Origin of the sequence: Acinetobacter sp. G11 (assembly GCF_049808495.1) — a bacterium.
Classification (GTDB): Bacteria; Pseudomonadota; Gammaproteobacteria; order Pseudomonadales; family Moraxellaceae; genus Acinetobacter; species Acinetobacter kookii.
The window spans coordinates 146,301-163,261 of the sequence record NZ_JBNCAT010000004.1; the positions used below are offsets into that span (position 1 = coordinate 146,301).

Here is a 16,961-nt window from a genome sequence, read left to right on the forward strand (position 1 = left end):
AAACATATAGAGAATACTCATGACAACTCAAGCTCAATTCCAACAGTTACAATCTGAGGGTTATAACCTGATCCCGGTTTATCGTCAGCGTTTGGCCGATACTGAAACCCCATTATCTGTCTTTGCGCGTCTGAAAGACCACAGTCAGGCCTATCTGTTTGAATCGGTTGAGGGTGGAGAAAACTGGGCGCGTTATTCCATTATCGGTCTCGGTGAGTCCACTGTTTTTTCATGCAATCGCGGTGTATTAACCGTTCAGCAGGTGGATGGTTCTGTTGATACTCAGCCATGTAGCGATCCATTCCAATATATCCGTGATTTTCAGGCGCAGTTCCATGTGCCGACCCAAAAAGATTTGCCTGATTTGCCGAGCTTCACCGGGGGGCTGGTGGGCTATTTTGGCTATGACTCGGTACGCTATATTGAACCGCGCCTAAAAAATGTGCCTGAAGCCGATCCGGTGGGCTTGCCAGATATCTGGATGATGCTGTCTAAAACCGTCATTGTATTTGACAATTTAAAAGATACCTTGTTCCTGATTGTGCATGCGGATGTCAATGAGCCTGAAGCCTATGCTAAAGCTCAAGCGCAGCTAGATAAATTGGAAGAAATACTGGCAACACCCATTAGCCTGCAAGCCAAAAAACATACCGCTCCCCATTTTGAGTCTTTGACCGGGCATGACAAGTTTATCGAGTCGATTGCCAAGGTGAAGGAATATATTAAAGCGGGCGATGTGATGCAGGTGGTGCCGGGGCATCGTATGGTCTCGGACTTCGATGGTGAGCCTTTACAGGTGTATCGTGCACTGCGTCATCTGAATCCATCGCCGTATCTGTTCTTGGTACAAGGCCAGACTTTAGATAATCAAAAGCCATTTCATATTGTCGGATCTTCACCAGAAATTTTATCACGCCTGGAAAATGGCATCGCGACCGTTCGTCCTTTGGCAGGTACACGTCCACGCGGCAAAACCAAAGAAGAAGATTTGGCGCTTGAGCAAGATTTACTGTCCGATGAAAAAGAGATTGCCGAGCATTTGATGCTGATTGACTTGGGTCGTAACGATGTCGGGCGTGTGTCAAAAATCGGTAAAGTGCAGGTTACCGATAAAATGGTGATCGAACGTTATTCGCACGTCATGCATATTGTCTCGAATGTGCAGGGTGAAGTCCGTGATGATGTCGATGCGCTGGATGTGTTTAAAGCCACTTTCCCGGCAGGGACGCTTTCAGGCGCACCCAAAATCCGTGCCATGGAAATTATTGACGAAGTCGAGCCGGTCAAACGCGGAATTTTTGGTGGCGCTGTAGGTTATTTAGGCTGGCATGGTGAAATGGACATGTCGATTGCCATTCGAACCTGTGTAATTCGTGAAAATAAGGTTTATGTTCAGGCTGGGGCAGGTCTGGTTTATGACTCAAATCCTGAATCTGAGTGGAATGAAACCCAGATAAAAGCTCGCGCAGTGATCAAAGCGGTTGAATTATCATCAAACGGGTTGATTTTATGAGTTTTTGACGGTTTTTTTGAAAAAAACACTTGCACGGATTCTAAGTTTTGCTAAACTGCACACCGTTCCGATACGAAACGTACGAAACACTAAGAAACGCCGGCATAGCTCAGTTGGTAGAGCAACTGACTTGTAATCAGTAGGTCCACAGTTCGAATCCGTGTGCCGGCACCATCTTAGAAAGTTTGAGTAGTGGGGTAAAAGAACGACACTGAAGTAAGTGTAAAATGGTGAGATTCCCGAGCGGTCAAAGGGAACAGACTGTAACTCTGTCGCGTAAGCTTCGAAGGTTCGAATCCTTCTCTCACCACCAATTTTAAGACTTCAATAAGTGGTTTGTACCAACATCGTGCGGGAGTAGCTCAGTTGGTAGAGCGGTAGCCTTCCAAGCTACATGTCGCGAGTTCGACCCTCGTCTCCCGCTCCATTGAAGTTTTTATTTGCTCTTATAGCTCAGTGGTAGAGCACTCCCTTGGTAAGGGAGAGGTCTCGAGTTCAAATCTCGATAAGAGCTCCAGATACAGTTTGGCAACATTGTTGCAAAAATTTTAAAAAGCAGGCTTATTAGTCTGCTTTTCAAGTATTGGGTGTTTGGTTTTTAAAGCGATAAGTCGATGCTGAGTTTTACTCAGAATTGTGTTCGACGTAAACGAGGAATATAAACATGGCTAAGGCTAAGTTCGAACGTAATAAGCCACACGTAAACGTGGGCACAATTGGTCACGTCGACCATGGTAAAACTACTTTAACTGCTGCAATTGCAACTATCTGTGCAAAAACTTACGGCGGTGAAGCGAAAGATTACGCAGCAATTGACTCTGCACCAGAAGAAAAAGCACGTGGTATTACAATTAATACTTCACACGTAGAATACGATTCTCCAACTCGTCACTACGCTCACGTAGACTGCCCAGGACACGCCGATTATGTTAAAAACATGATCACTGGTGCTGCTCAGATGGACGGTGCGATCCTTGTATGTGCTGCGACTGACGGTCCTATGCCACAAACTCGTGAACACATCCTTTTGTCTCGCCAGGTAGGTGTACCTTACATCCTTGTGTTCCTGAACAAATGTGACCTTGTAGACGACGAAGAGCTTCTTGAGCTGGTTGAAATGGAAGTTCGTGAACTTCTTTCTACTTATGACTTCCCTGGTGATGACACTCCTGTTATCCGTGGTTCAGCTTTGGCTGCACTTAACGGTGACGCTGGTCAATACGGCGAGTCTTCAGTTCTTGCTCTTGTTGAAGCGCTTGACTCTTACATCCCAGAACCAGAACGTGCAATCGACAAAGCATTCTTGATGCCAATCGAAGACGTATTCTCAATTTCTGGTCGTGGTACAGTAGTAACTGGCCGTGTTGAATCAGGTATCGTGAAAGTAGGCGAAGAAGTTGAAATCGTAGGTATTAAAGACACAGTTAAAACAACTGTAACTGGCGTTGAAATGTTCCGTAAACTGCTTGACGAAGGTCGTGCAGGCGAGAACTGTGGTGTTCTTCTACGTGGTACTAAACGTGAAGACGTTCAACGTGGTCAAGTATTGGCTAAGCCAGGTACAATCAAGCCGCACACTAAATTCGATGCAGAAGTATACGTACTTTCTAAAGAAGAAGGTGGTCGTCACACTCCATTCCTTAACGGTTACCGTCCACAGTTCTATTTCCGTACAACTGACGTAACTGGCGCAATCCAGTTGAAAGAAGGCGTTGAAATGGTTATGCCTGGTGACAACGTAGAAATGTCAGTAGAATTGATCCACCCAATCGCAATGGACCCAGGTCTACGTTTTGCGATCCGTGAAGGTGGTCGTACAGTTGGTGCTGGTGTTGTTGCTAAAGTAACTGCATAATAGCAACCATAAGTTAAATTACAGATCGGGGACTTAAGTTCCCGATTTGTACTGTAGGTCAGTAGTTCAATTGGTAGAGCGTCGGTCTCCAAAACCGAATGTTGGGGGTTCGAGTCCCTCCTGGCCTGCCATTTTTTTAAAAAAAAGCTTGATGCTGGTTAAATTGTCATATAATAAGTCGCGAAGCCTACGACGAGTACAAAAATGTCGAATGATAAATCGCGTGACGCATTAAGCGAAGCGCCAATTCCACAAAGAAATAATTCTGCTGAAGTTGTTAATTCTGGTTCCCCTTTAGATATTGTTCTATGGGTTATCGCATTGATTTTATTAATCGGTGCAGCCATGGTGGGTCAGTATTTGCCAGCGTATTGGGCACCTGCCAACAATGTTTGGGTGCGCGTTGGAGTAATTTTGGCTTGTATCGTAGTGGCTTTAGGTTTATTATACGCCACCCATCAAGGCAAAGGCTTTGTTCGTTTGTTGAAAGACTCTCGAATTGAGCTGCGTCGTGTGACTTGGCCGACTAAGCAGGAAACAGTGTCCACATCCTGGCATGTTCTTGCTGTTGTTGTAATCGCTGCCATTGTTTTGTGGTGTTTTGATTACATCTTGGGCTGGTTAATGAAGTTTTTTATCGGGTAAAAGAGCTATGAAACGTTGGTACATTATTCATGCCTATTCAGGTTATGAAAAACAAGTGATGCGTTCACTTAATGATCGAATCCAGCGTAGCGCTGTAGCCGATAGCTTTGGTGAAGTCCTGGTTCCTACCGAAGAAGTGGTAGAGATGAAGGATGGCAAGAAGCGTAAATCAGAGCGTAAATTCTTTCCTGGCTATGTATTGGTCGAAATGGAAATGAATGATGATACCTGGCACATTGTTAAAGAGTGTCCAAAAGTATTGGGTTTCATTGGTGGTACAGCAGAGAAACCTGCACCAATTACGCAAAAAGAAGCTGATGCGATTCTTGCACGTGTACGCAATACTGGTGAAGCGCCTCGTCCTAAGACGATGTTTGAGCCAGGCGAAGAATTACTCGTTATTGATGGTCCATTCACAGACTTTAAAGGTGTGGTGGAAGAAGTTCTTTACGAGAAGTCACGTTTAACGTTGACAATCAATGTATTCAATCGTCCAACTCAGGTTGAGCTCGAATTTCGTCAAGTCGAAAAAGCGAACTGATTTAAGCTGGATTGAAAACGCCCGATTTGTTATGGATCGGGCATTGTTGTTGTAACAGTTTTGTTACGTGAATAATGTTGGGGAGCCTAGCGGCGTTTGTACCCAGAGGTAATTTGAAATGGCTAAGAAGATTGACGGCTATATCAAGCTGCAAGTTCCAGCTGGTAAAGCGAATCCATCTCCACCGATTGGTCCTGCACTAGGTCAACGTGGTGTTAACATCATGGCATTCTGTAAAGAATTCAATGCTGCAACACAAAAAGTTGAACCAGGTCTTCCAATTCCTGTAGTGATTACTGTGTACAACGACAAGTCGTTCACATTCATCATGAAAACTCCACCTGCTGCTATTCTTCTTAAGAAAGCTGCTGGTATTCAAAAGGGTTCAGCTGTACCGAACAAAACTAAAGTTGGTAAGTTGACTCGCGCTCAGTTAGAAGAAATTGCGACTACTAAAGAACCAGATTTAACTGGTGCTGATTTAGACGCACGTGTACGTACCATTGCTGGTTCTGCGCGTTCTATGGGCTTGGAAGTGGAGCTATAAGACATGGCAAAGTTAACTAAACGTCAAAAAGCCATTGCTGCTGCTGTAGAAGCAAACAAAGTTTACACTTTGGAAGAAGCAGTACAAGTTTTAACTAGCCTTCCTGCTGCTAAATTCAAAGAATCTTTGGATGTATCAGTAAACCTAGGTGTTGACCCTCGTAAATCTGACCAGGTTGTTCGTGGCGCGACTACACTTCCTGCAGGTACAGGTAAAACTGTACGTGTTGCTGTGTTTGCTCAAGGCGCTGCTGCTGAAGCTGCTAAAGCTGAAGGCGCAGACATCGTTGGTTTTGATGACCTTGCTGAAAGCATCCAAGCGGGTAACCTTGACTTTGACGTAGTCATTGCTGCTCCAGATGCAATGCGCGTTGTAGGTAAACTTGGTACGATTCTTGGTCCACGTGGCTTAATGCCAAACCCTAAAGTGGGTACAGTAACTCCTGACGTAGCTGGCGCGGTTAAAAACGCTAAAGCTGGTCAAGCACGTTACCGTGTAGACAAAGCGGGTATCATCCACGCTGCGATCGGTCAAGTTGGCTTTGAAGCTGCTGCTGTTCGTCAAAACGTTGAAGCTCTTGTAGCTGACCTTAAGAAAGCAAAACCTGCTACTTCTAAAGGTGTTTACATCAAAAAGATCACTTTAAGCTCAACTATGGGTCCTGGTCTTACTATTGATGTAGCAAACGTAACTAACTAAGTTTGACTTAGAAAAGAATTTTAAAGCCCTGAGTAAGTTTTAAAGCACTGCTTTAAAACTTACGCAAGAAAAACTGGTTTCGGTTCTCTTGTGTAGCTTAGGCAAACTTTGAATTGATAAATGTAAATTTGTCAGCGTCAAAGACCTCGGGCGAGGGAAGTTCTTCGGAGCTCACTTCTTAAAAGTCCAGTCCGAGTAGACGCGGTGGTGTGATTTGTTCATCCTCCGCGTGTAAGTCCAGTGATGGCCTTACGAATTGGGAGTGTACTTCTTTGTAAGTGCATAAATCACCGTTAGGAGGTTTTACAATGGCTCTTCTTATCGAAGGCAAAAAACAGATCGTAGCTGAAGTAGCTGAAGTTGCTTCTACTGCATTTGCTGCTGTTGTTGCTGACTACCAAGGTTTAACTGTTGAGCAATTAACTGCTCTTCGTGTTGAAGCTCGTAAACTAGGTGTTCACACACGTATCGTGCGTAACACTTTGGCTAAACGTGCTCTTCAAGATACTCAATTCAATATCTTGAATGACAACCTTGTTGGCCCAACAATCTTAGCTTTCTCAACTTCTGAAGACGACATGGGTGCTGCTGCTCGCTTGTTTGAAGAATTTGCTAAAACGAACAAAGCATTTGAACTTAAAGCTGCTGCATTTGACGGCAAAGTTTATCAAGGTGCTGAAGTTAGCGTTATCGCAAACCTTCCAAACCAAGAAAAAGCGCTTACTATGCTTGCAAACGTTCTTCAAGCTCCTATTTCGAAATTGGGTCGCCTTATTACTGCGCTCAAAGAGAAAAACGAGTCAGAAGCTGCATAAGCTTAAATTTACTTTCACACCATTCAATCCCCATTTGGAGTTATTCTCATGGCTTTAACTAACGAAGAAATCCTAAACGCAGTAGCTGAAAAAACTGTTCTTGAACTTGTTGAACTTATTTCTGCTTTCGAAGAAAAATTCAACGTATCTGCTGCTGCTGTAGCTGTTGCTGCTGCTCCTGGCGCTGCTGCTGCTGCTGAAGAACAAACTGAATTCAACGTTGAGTTGACTTCTTTTGGTGCTAACAAAGTAGCTGTAATTAAAGCAGTTCGTGAAATCACTGGTCTTGGCTTGAAAGAAGCTAAAGACATGGTTGAAGGCGCTCCTTCAGTTCTTAAAGAAGGCGTTTCTAAAGAAGAAGCTGAAGAGCTTAAGAAAAAACTTGAAGAAACTGGTGCTACAGTTACTGTTAAGTAATTTCGATCGGGGTCTAATTTTAAATTGACCCCAAAAATTGGCTGATGGCTCTTGGGTCATCAGCCTTTTTGCGTTACAATTATCGGCTCGATTTTTGTTTGATTGGTGTAAAAAAGCATCAATTATTATAATAATCAATAATATCAAATGTTTATCAATATTTTTTATATTTGAAAATATTGCTAAGCGTTTTAATACCACTAAAAATTGCAGCATTTGTAAAAAGTGGTGGCCATATCGGCCTGTGTAATTCCTTCTAGGTCCGTTCTGCAGGCGGGCTTAGTTTACTTTCCGAGGACTCCAGATGGCATACTCATATACCGAAAAGAAACGGATCCGTAAGAATTTTGGTAAATTGCCTAGCGTCATGGATGCTCCGTACTTGCTCGCGATTCAGGTCGACTCGTACCGAACATTCTTACAAGATGGCAAAACACCAAAAAACCGCGAAGATATCGGTCTCCAAGCCGCATTTCGTTCAGTTTTTCCTATTGAAAGTTATTCTGGCAATGCTGCTTTAGAATTTGTTGAGTATAGTCTTGGTAAGCCTGAGTTTGACGTGCGTGAATGTATTTTACGCGGTTCAACTTATGCAGCACCAATGCGTGTAAAAATTCGTTTGATCTTGAAAGATCGCGAAACCAAATCAATTAAAGACGTACGTGAACAAGAAGTGTACATGGGTGAAATGCCGCTCATGACAGAAAACGGTACTTTTGTCATCAATGGTACTGAGCGTGTAATCGTATCTCAATTACACCGTTCACCAGGTGTGTTCTTTGACCACGATAAAGGCAAAACACATTCTAGCGGTAAAGTTCTTTATTCTGCACGTATCATTCCTTACCGTGGTTCATGGCTGGATTTCGAATTCGATGCCAAAGATCTGGTCTACGTTCGTATTGACCGTCGTCGTAAATTGCTTGCGACTGTGGTTCTTCGTGCCTTGGGTTATAGCAACGAACAAATCCTGGACATGTTCTACGAAAAAGTACCTGTGTATCTTGACATGGGTAGCTACCAGATTGACCTGGTTCCAGAACGCCTGCGTGGCGAAATGGCGCAATTCGATATTGCCGACAACGACGGTAAAGTGATTGTAGAGCAAGGTAAACGTATCAATGCGCGTCACGTACGTCAAATGGAAGCTGCTGGCTTGACCAAGCTTTCAGTTCCTGATGAGTACCTGTACGAGCGTATTACTGCTGAAGACATCACCTTGCGTGATGGCGATGTGATTCCAGCCAATACTGTATTGAGCCATGAGATCATGGTGAAATTGGCTGAAGGCGGCGTAAAACAATTTAACGTATTGTTCACCAATGACATCGACCGCGGTTCATTCATTGCTGACTCTTTACGTGCCGATACAACCACTGGTCGCGAAGAAGCACTGGTAGAAATCTACAAAGTGATGCGTCCAGGCGAGCCACCAACAAAAGAAGCTGCTGAGAACCTGTTCAACAACCTGTTCTTCTCTTCTGAACGTTATGACTTGTCTCCAGTCGGTCGTATGAAGTTCAACCGTCGTTTGGGTCGTCCTTACGAAGTCGGTACTGACCAGAAGTCTCGTGAAGTTGAAGGTATCTTGTCTAACGAAGATATCACTGATGTACTTAAAACATTGGTTGAAATTCGTAACGGTAAAGGTGAAGTCGACGATATCGACCATTTAGGTAACCGTCGTGTTCGTTCTGTTGGTGAAATGACAGAAAACCAGTTCCGTGTTGGTCTGGTTCGTGTAGAACGTGCTGTTAAAGAACGTTTAAGCCAAGCTGAAACTGACAACCTGTCTCCGCAAGATTTGATCAACGCGAAACCTGTTGCTGCTGCAATCAAAGAATTCTTTGGTTCAAGCCAGTTGTCTCAGTTCATGGACCAAAACAACCCGTTGTCTGAAATTACACACAAACGTCGTGTATCAGCACTCGGTCCTGGTGGTTTGACACGTGAACGTGCGGGCTTCGAAGTACGTGACGTACATCAAACTCACTACGGCCGTGTGTGTCCAATTGAGACGCCTGAAGGTCCAAACATTGGTTTGATCAACTCATTGTCTGTATATGCGAAAGCAAACAATTTCGGTTTCCTGGAAACACCTTACCGTAAAGTGGTTGAAGGCCGTGTAACGGACGAAGTTGAATACTTATCTGCAATTGAAGAAGTAGGTACTGTGATTGCACAGGCCGACTCTGGTGTAGATAAAGATGGCAACCTGACTGAAGAATTCGTTTCTGTACGTCACCAAGGTGAATTCGTACGTATGCCTCCTGAAAAAGTGACGCATATGGACGTATCAGCTCAGCAGGTTGTATCTGTTGCAGCATCACTGATTCCATTCCTTGAACACGATGATGCGAACCGTGCATTGATGGGTTCAAACATGCAACGTCAGGCTGTTCCTACGTTGATTGCCGACAAGCCGCTTGTTGGTACCGGTATGGAAGCAAACGTAGCGCATGACTCAGGTGTATGTGTTCTGGCGAAACGTGGTGGTCGCATCGAATTTGTAGATGCTTCTCGTGTTGTTATTCGTGTCAACGAAGACGAAATGGTTGCGGGTGAAGCGGGTGTAGATATCTACAACCTGATCAAATACACACGTTCAAACCAGAACACCTGTATTAACCAGAAAGTTCTGGTGAAACTGGGTGATCAAGTTGGTCGTGGTGACGTACTTGCTGATGGTCCATCAACTGATGGCGGTGAATTGGCACTGGGTCAAAACATGCGCGTAGCGTTCATGACTTGGAACGGTTACAACTACGAAGACTCGATCTTGTTATCTGAACGCGTTCTTCAAGAAGACCGTTTAACGTCGATTCACATTCAGGAATTGTCATGTGTGGCGCGTGATACCAAGTTAGGTGCAGAAGAAATTACTGCCGATATTCCTAACGTTGGCGAAGCTGCACTGTCTAAACTGGACGAATCAGGTATTGTTTACATCGGTGCTGAAGTAACAGCGGGTGACATTCTTGTAGGTAAAGTAACGCCTAAAGGTGAAACGCAGTTAACTCCGGAAGAAAAACTGCTTCGTGCAATCTTCGGTGAAAAAGCAGCTGACGTGAAAGACTCTTCTTTACGCGTGTCTTCAGGCGTGAAAGGTACTGTAATTGACGTTCAAGTGTTTACACGTGACGGTCTTGAAAAAGACGAACGTGCTCAAGCAATTGAAAAAGCGCAATTGGATGCTTACCGTAAAGACTTGAAAGAAGAATTCAAAATCTTCGAAGAAGCAGCGCGTGAACGTATTGTTCGCTTGTTGAAAGGTCAGGAATCTAACGGTGGCGGTACCACTAAACGTGGTGACAAGCTGACTGAAGAAGTATTGTCTGGTTTAGAGCTGGTTGACTTGCTGGATATCCAGCCAAGTGATGAAGCGATCGCTGAGCGCTTAACTCAAATTCAAGTGTTCTTGAAAGAGAAGAGCCAAGAGATTGACGAGAAATTTGCAGAGAAAAAACGCAAACTTTCTACTGGCGATGAACTGACTACTGGCGTATTGAAAGTGGTTAAGGTTTACCTTGCCGTTAAACGTCGCATCCAGCCGGGTGATAAGATGGCTGGTCGTCACGGTAACAAGGGTGTTGTATCAAACATTCTACCTGTTGAAGACATGCCGCACGATGCCAACGGTGTACCTGTAGACGTGGTGCTTAACCCGCTAGGCGTACCGTCACGTATGAACGTGGGCCAGATTCTGGAAACTCACTTGGGTATGGCAGCGAAGGGTCTGGGTGACAAGATCGACAAGATGCTGAAAGAGCAACGTACCGTGCTTGAGCTTCGTGACTTCCTGGACAAGATCTACAACAAAGTTGGCGGTCAGCAAGAAGATCTGGACAGCCTGACTGATGATGAAATCTTGGCATTGTCAGGTAACCTTCGTAAGGGTGTTCCTTTAGCGACTCCTGTATTCGATGGTGCTGAAGAATCGCAAATCAAAGAATTGCTTGAACTTGGTGGCATTTCACGTACCGGTCAAACTGTATTGTATGATGGTCGTACCGGTGAGCGTTTTGACCGTCCAGTAACTGTAGGTTACATGTACATGCTGAAACTGAACCACTTGGTTGATGACAAGATGCATGCGCGTTCTACAGGTTCTTACTCTCTAGTAACGCAACAACCATTGGGTGGTAAAGCCCAGTTCGGTGGTCAGCGTTTCGGTGAGATGGAAGTCTGGGCACTGGAAGCATACGGTGCAGCTTATACGCTTCAAGAAATGCTTACTGTTAAGTCGGATGACGTTGAAGGCCGTACCCGCATCTATAAGAACATTGTAGATGGCAACCATTATATGGATCCGGGCATGCCTGAATCGTTCAACGTATTGACTAAAGAGATCCGTTCTTTAGGTATCAACATTGAACTGAAAAATGGTGACTAATTAAATCCCCCTGACCCCCTTTTCCAAAGGGGGAAAGTTCCCCCTCTTTATTAAAGAGGGGCTAGGGGAGATTCCAAATTTCAGTTAAAAAACAATATTTGTGACCCAGTTGTGAAGTGAAAATCTCCACAACACACGGAGAAAAAAATTGAAAGACTTGCTCGATATCATGCGCAAAAAGACGGATTCTGATGGTCATGCTCCAGTAGAGTTTGATCGCATCCGTATTGGTCTTGCGTCACCAGAAATGATTAAGTCATGGTCTCATGGTGAAGTTAAAAAGCCAGAGACAATCAACTACCGTACCTTCAAACCTGAACGTGACGGTTTGTTCTGTGCCAAAATTTTTGGTCCAGTCAAAGATTACGAATGCTTGTGTGGTAAATACAAGCGTATGAAATACAAAGGCGTCATTTGTGAAAAATGTGGCGTTGAAGTAACAACTGCGAAAGTTCGTCGTGAACGTATGGGTCACATCGAATTGGCTTCTCCAGTTGCACACATCTGGTTCCTGAAATCATTACCAAGCCGTATCGGTTTGCTTCTAGATATGACTTTACGTGATATCGAACGCGTATTGTATTTCGAATCTTACGTTGTAACTGATCCAGGTATGACTCCGCTTGAGAAATACCAGCTTCTGAACGATGAAGAATACTTCACGGCGCTAGAAGAACACGGTGATGAATTCAGCGCGAAAATGGGTGCAGAAGCTGTTCAGGACCTGTTGAAAGACATCGATCTTGAAGCTGAAATTTCACGTCTGCGTGAAGAAATTCCAAACACAACTTCAGAAACGAAGCTTAAAAAAGCATCTAAACGTCTGAAGTTGATGGAAGCATTCAAAGAGTCAAACAACAAGCCTGAATGGATGGTGTTAACTGTATTGCCAGTTCTTCCACCAGACCTTCGTCCGTTGGTTCCTCTTGAAGGCGGCCGTTTCGCGACTTCTGATTTGAACGATCTTTACCGTCGTGTGATCAACCGTAACAACCGTTTGAAACGTCTTCTTGACCTTGCGGCTCCAGACATCATCGTACGTAACGAAAAACGTATGTTGCAAGAGTCTGTAGATGCATTGCTGGATAACGGTCGTCGTGGTCGTGCAATTACCGGTTCGAACAAACGTCCGCTTAAATCTTTGGCAGACATGATCAAAGGTAAACAAGGTCGTTTCCGTCAAAACTTGTTGGGTAAACGTGTTGACTACTCTGGCCGTTCGGTAATTACTGTAGGTCCATCTTTACGTTTACACCAATGTGGTCTTCCGAAGAAGATGGCACTTGAACTGTTCAAGCCATTCATCTTTGCGAAACTGCAAGCGTCTGGTCAAGCAACAACCATTAAAGCTGCGAAGAAAATGGTTGAACGCGAAACACCGGAAGTTTGGGACGTTCTTGCTCACGTGATCCGTCAACATCCTGTGATGTTGAACCGTGCGCCAACCCTTCACCGTTTGGGTCTTCAAGCATTTGAACCGACCCTGATTGAAGGTAAAGCCATCCGTCTACACCCACTCGTATGTGCTGCGTTTAACGCCGACTTCGACGGTGACCAAATGGCGGTACACGTACCATTAACGCTTGAAGCTCAGTTAGAAGCGCGTGCGTTAATGATGTCAACCAACAACATCTTGTCTCCTGCGAACGGTGAGCCAATTATCGTACCTTCTCAGGACGTGGTCTTGGGCTTGTATTACATCACGCGTGATGCGATCAATGCCAAAGGTGAAGGCATGGTGTTTGCGGATACTGACGAAGTAAACCGTGCACTTGCAACAGGTCAGGTAGACTTGCACGCTCGCGTTAAAGCACGTGTACACCAGACTGTAATTGATGACAATGGCAACCGTGAACAACAAACCATTATTGTTGATACAACGCCTGGTCGCTGCCTGCTTTGGGAAGTTGTTCCTGAAGGTATGGACTTCCAGCAAATTAACCTTGAGATGACCAAGAAAAACATCTCTAAGTTAATTAACTCTTGCTACCGTAAACTGGGTCTGAAAGATACCGTTATCTTTGCTGACCAGTTGATGTACCTGGGCTTCCGTCAAGCGACGCGTTCTGGTGTATCTGTTGGTATGGAAGACATGCTGATTCCACCAGCGAAATACTCGATCATCGAAAAAGCAGAAGTTGAAGTTCGTGAAATCGAACAGCAATTCGAACAAGGTTTCGTAACTGCCGGTGAACGTTATAACAAGGTAGTCGATATCTGGGCGCGTACCAACGACCAGGTTGCTAAAGCGATGATGGACAACTTGTCTTTCACTACTGTTAAGAACAAACAGGGCGAAGACGAGAAACAGAAATCATTCAACAGTATCTACATGATGTCTGACTCGGGTGCCCGTGGTTCCGCAGCTCAGATTCGTCAGTTGGCAGGTATGCGTGGTTTGATGGCGAAACCGGATGGTTCGATCATTGAAACCCCAATTAAAGCCAACTTCCGTGAAGGTTTGACCGTACTTCAGTACTTCATCTCGACACACGGCGCGCGTAAAGGTTTGGCCGATACAGCACTTAAAACAGCAAACTCTGGTTACCTGACCCGTCGTCTGGTAGACGTAGCGCAAGACTTGGTAATCACCGAGCCTGATTGCGGTACTTTAGGCGGTCTGGTGATGACTCCGTTCATTCAGGGCGGTGACGTAATCGAGAACTTGGGTACTCGAGTATTGGGTCGTGTTGTTGCCGAAGACGTGAAGAAAGTCGGTTCTGACGAAGTGATTCTTCCACGTAATACCTTGATTGACGAAAAAATTGCTGCCTTCCTTGAAGAGGCAGGTGTCGATGAAGTTAAAGTACGTTCAGTCGTTTCTTGTGAATCTACCTTCGGTGTATGTGCGAAATGTTACGGTCGTGACCTTGCACGCGGTCACTTGGTGAATCCAGGTGAATCTGTAGGTGTAATGGCTGCCCAATCAATTGGTGAGCCAGGTACACAGTTGACCATGCGTACGTTCCACGTGGGTGGTGCTGCGAGCCGAACTTCTGCTGCCAACAGCGTACAAGTTCGTAACAAGGGTACAGTACGTTTCCACAACGTGAAGACAGTACAACATGCCAAAGGTCACCTGGTATCAACTTCACGTTCAGGTGAAATCGGTATTGCGGATGACTTAGGTCGTGAACGTGAACGCTATAAACTTCCTTACGGTGCATCTATCTTGTTGAAAGATGGTGAAGCTGTTGAGGCAGGCGGTATCGTGGCGACTTGGGATCCACATACACATCCACTTGTGACAGAAGTTGCTGGTAAAGTACGTTTCAGCCAGATCGCTGATGGCGTAACTGTGACCTCGAAAACTGATGATGCAACAGGTATGACCACAATCGAAATCTTGCCAGTGACTTCACGTCCTGCGTCAGGTAAAGATTTGCGTCCTGCAGTTGTGCTTGACACAGTTGATGGTGGCGAACAGTTCTACTTCTTGCCACAAAACACGATTCTTTCTGTTCGTGATGGCGAAACGATTGGTGTGGGTGATGTCATTGGCCGTGTACCACAAGAATCTTCACGTACCCGTGATATTACCGGTGGTCTGCCACGCGTAGCTGACTTGTTCGAAGCACGTAAACCGAAAGAGCATGCAATTCTTGCTGAAATTTCTGGTGTGGTAAGCTTCGGTAAAGAGACCAAAGGCAAGAACCGTCTGGTGATCACTCCGGATGATGGCTCTGAGATCTACGAAGAGTTAATTCCGAAATGGCGTACCATCAACGTGTTCGAAGGCGAGCATGTGAACCGTGGTGAAACCATTTCTGATGGTCCGCAGAACCCGCATGATATCTTACGTCTGAAAGGTGAAGTGGCGTTGACCAATTACATCGTGAACGAAGTTCAGGACGTATACCGTCTGCAAGGTGTAAAAATCAACGATAAACACATTGAAGTCATCGTGCGTCAAATGTTGCGTAAAGTCGACATCACTGACGGTGGCGATACCAGCTTCATTAAAGGCGAACAAGTGGATTACATCCGCGTGATGCAAGAGAACCAAGCTGTTCTTGCGCAGAACAAGTTCCCTGCTAAGTTTGAACGTCAATTGATGGGTATTACCAAAGCATCGCTTTCTACTGACTCGTTCATCTCTGCTGCATCGTTCCAGGAAACAACACGTGTGTTAACTGAAGCGGCTGTAACAGGTAAAGAAGATGATTTACGTGGCTTGAAAGAAAACGTTGTTGTGGGTCGTCTGATTCCGGCTGGTACTGGTCTGGCTTACCACTTGGAGCGTCGTCGTCAAGAAGCAGAAGCTGCAGAACATGCACTTGTAAATGACTTCTCTGATGTAGACCAAGCATTAAGCCAAGCATTTAACCAAGAATTCTAATTCGACGTTAAATGACGAATAAAAAGACGCCTTCGGGCGTCTTTTTTTATGCACTTATTTTGGGAGGAGGTTTTAGGGTCTACGCGGAATATCAAATGTGTTTATCGAAAGATAAGCTCTCTTAATTAATACTGAAATCGTTTCTAGATTGAATGAGATTGAAATAAGCTCATTTCTCCGTAGCGGAATGGTTTTGAATAAACTGATTTACCGCTTGAGTATAGGAGTTATTTTGTCCAAGTGACTGGTTGATTTCCTTGTGTGAAAGTGGGACAGGCAATAACTGGGCTTTAGTGCCTAATTTTTGTGCCTGTTGAATAAATTGCTGTGCCTGGGTACAGGGCTGGTCTGGCCGAATGGTGGAGCATACCGCGAGAAATGCCGGTAAAGTCTGGTGCAGTTGAGAGATGGGAGAAAGCGCTTTCCAGTTTGAGGGATGATTTCCAAAGGCCTGATCATAAAACCGTGCATGTCGGGTTTGCATAATGGTTTCGACATTATAGGCAGCACTGTCTAACGCCACTGTGGCAAGCCAGGGCTGGGGCTGCGATGTCAGCCAGAGGGGGCGCGTGCTGAGCAAGCTGACCAAGTGTGCGCCTGCTGAATGTCCCATCAGAACCAAACGTTTAGGGTCGGCACGCCAATTTTGAGCCTGATTTTGGATATGGATGAGTGCTTCTGCAATATCCTGGGTTTGTTGTTGTACGGTGACCTCAGGAACCAGTCGATAGTTGAGGGAAATAAATATCCAGTTGTGTTTGTTCCAATAAGACCTTTTGTTTTTGACTACAGCAGCATTATTTTTATCGCCAATGCTCCAGGCTCCACCATGGACCATCACCATGATCGGTACTGGCGTTTTATCTGTGAAAGCTTTGGTGGGTAAATAAACATCCATGACTTGTTGAGCAGAAGGACCATAAGCCATATTTTTCATGATCTTGGTTGTATTCATTAAACGGGTATCAGACGAATTCGGATAGGCCAGTGAATTGCAACACAGCAATGTAAATATCAGGTAAAGGCATTTTTTCATTTTATTGATCCTTCTCATTTAAATAATTTTAAATGAAGCCGCTGTTTAAAATTTTTGGTGGTGTTTCAAAAAGTATGCTAGCGTTAAACAAATCCGTTATTAAGGTAAAAGAAAGTCAAATCAAAGGCTTTAAAATGATTTTCGAGCTTTTTAGAAAAGTT

The 16,961-nt window shown here is 44.7% G+C and carries 11 protein-coding genes, 5 tRNA genes and 1 pseudogene; 15 read left to right on the top strand and 2 right to left on the bottom strand.

Translation table 11 applies throughout. The features are described 5' to 3' along the window. Positions 1-19: 19 nt before the first annotated feature. The 15 genes from trpE (at position 20) to rpoC (ending at position 15,764) form a co-directional block, all read left to right on the top strand. Entirely contained in the window at positions 20-1,513 is a 1,494-nt protein-coding gene (gene trpE / locus ACPUEY_RS03210) for an anthranilate synthase component I (protein WP_261183366.1), read from the top strand. Positions 1,514-1,611: 98 nt separating this feature from the next. Further along, a tRNA-Thr gene (locus ACPUEY_RS03215) sits at positions 1,612-1,687 on the top strand. A 55-nt stretch (positions 1,688-1,742) separates the two neighbouring features. After that, a tRNA-Tyr gene (locus tag ACPUEY_RS03220) sits at positions 1,743-1,826 on the top strand. A 38-nt stretch (positions 1,827-1,864) separates the two neighbouring features. After that, positions 1,865-1,940, top strand: a tRNA-Gly gene (locus ACPUEY_RS03225). 15 nt (positions 1,941-1,955) lie between these two features. Beyond that, positions 1,956-2,030 (top strand) — tRNA-Thr (locus tag ACPUEY_RS03230). Positions 2,031-2,177: 147 nt separating this feature from the next. After that, positions 2,178-3,368: an elongation factor Tu gene (gene tuf / locus ACPUEY_RS03235; RefSeq protein WP_131273151.1), complete on the top strand. Its 1,191-nt coding sequence runs from the start codon at positions 2,178-2,180 to the stop codon at positions 3,366-3,368. Between the two features lie 55 nt (positions 3,369-3,423). Then, a tRNA-Trp gene (locus ACPUEY_RS03240) sits at positions 3,424-3,499 on the top strand. Between the two features lie 73 nt (positions 3,500-3,572). Continuing rightward, a complete protein-coding gene (secE, locus tag ACPUEY_RS03245) occupies positions 3,573-4,013 on the top strand; it encodes a preprotein translocase subunit SecE (RefSeq protein ID WP_092820249.1) in 441 nt (146 codons plus the stop codon). Between the two features lie 7 nt (positions 4,014-4,020). Next, entirely contained in the window at positions 4,021-4,554 is a 534-nt protein-coding gene (gene nusG, locus ACPUEY_RS03250) for a transcription termination/antitermination protein NusG (RefSeq protein ID WP_086197255.1), read from the top strand. A 118-nt stretch (positions 4,555-4,672) separates the two neighbouring features. Continuing rightward, positions 4,673-5,101 carry a 50S ribosomal protein L11 gene (rplK, locus tag ACPUEY_RS03255; protein ID WP_034587972.1) on the top strand — a complete coding sequence of 143 codons (429 nt, stop codon included), beginning with the start codon at positions 4,673-4,675 and terminating at the stop codon, positions 5,099-5,101. Positions 5,102-5,104: 3 nt separating this feature from the next. Continuing rightward, a complete protein-coding gene (gene rplA, locus ACPUEY_RS03260; protein ID WP_092820248.1) occupies positions 5,105-5,800 on the top strand; it encodes a 50S ribosomal protein L1 in 696 nt (231 codons plus the stop codon). A 308-nt stretch (positions 5,801-6,108) separates the two neighbouring features. After that, positions 6,109-6,615 carry a 50S ribosomal protein L10 gene (gene rplJ / locus ACPUEY_RS03265; protein ID WP_004813562.1) on the top strand — a complete coding sequence of 169 codons (507 nt, stop codon included), beginning with the start codon at positions 6,109-6,111 and terminating at the stop codon, positions 6,613-6,615. 48 nt (positions 6,616-6,663) lie between these two features. After that, a complete protein-coding gene (gene rplL / locus ACPUEY_RS03270; RefSeq protein WP_092820247.1) occupies positions 6,664-7,032 on the top strand; it encodes a 50S ribosomal protein L7/L12 in 369 nt (122 codons plus the stop codon). 304 nt (positions 7,033-7,336) lie between these two features. Continuing rightward, a complete protein-coding gene (rpoB, locus tag ACPUEY_RS03275; RefSeq protein ID WP_425121128.1) occupies positions 7,337-11,425 on the top strand; it encodes a DNA-directed RNA polymerase subunit beta in 4,089 nt (1,362 codons plus the stop codon). Between the two features lie 148 nt (positions 11,426-11,573). Then, the gene (gene rpoC, locus ACPUEY_RS03280; protein WP_131273149.1) at positions 11,574-15,764 is read left to right on the top strand and encodes a DNA-directed RNA polymerase subunit beta'; all 4,191 of its coding nucleotides are present in this window, start codon (positions 11,574-11,576) and stop codon (positions 15,762-15,764) included. 169 nt (positions 15,765-15,933) lie between these two features. Here rpoC and ACPUEY_RS03285 read toward each other — a convergent pair whose 3' ends face one another. Together ACPUEY_RS03285 and ACPUEY_RS03290 are read right to left on the bottom strand one after the other, a co-directional pair. Beyond that, entirely contained in the window at positions 15,934-16,800 is an 867-nt protein-coding gene (locus ACPUEY_RS03285; protein ID WP_425121129.1) for an alpha/beta hydrolase, read from the bottom strand. An 83-nt stretch (positions 16,801-16,883) separates the two neighbouring features. Then, positions 16,884-16,961, bottom strand: a pseudogene (locus tag ACPUEY_RS03290) (IS1 family transposase); the annotation flags it as partial.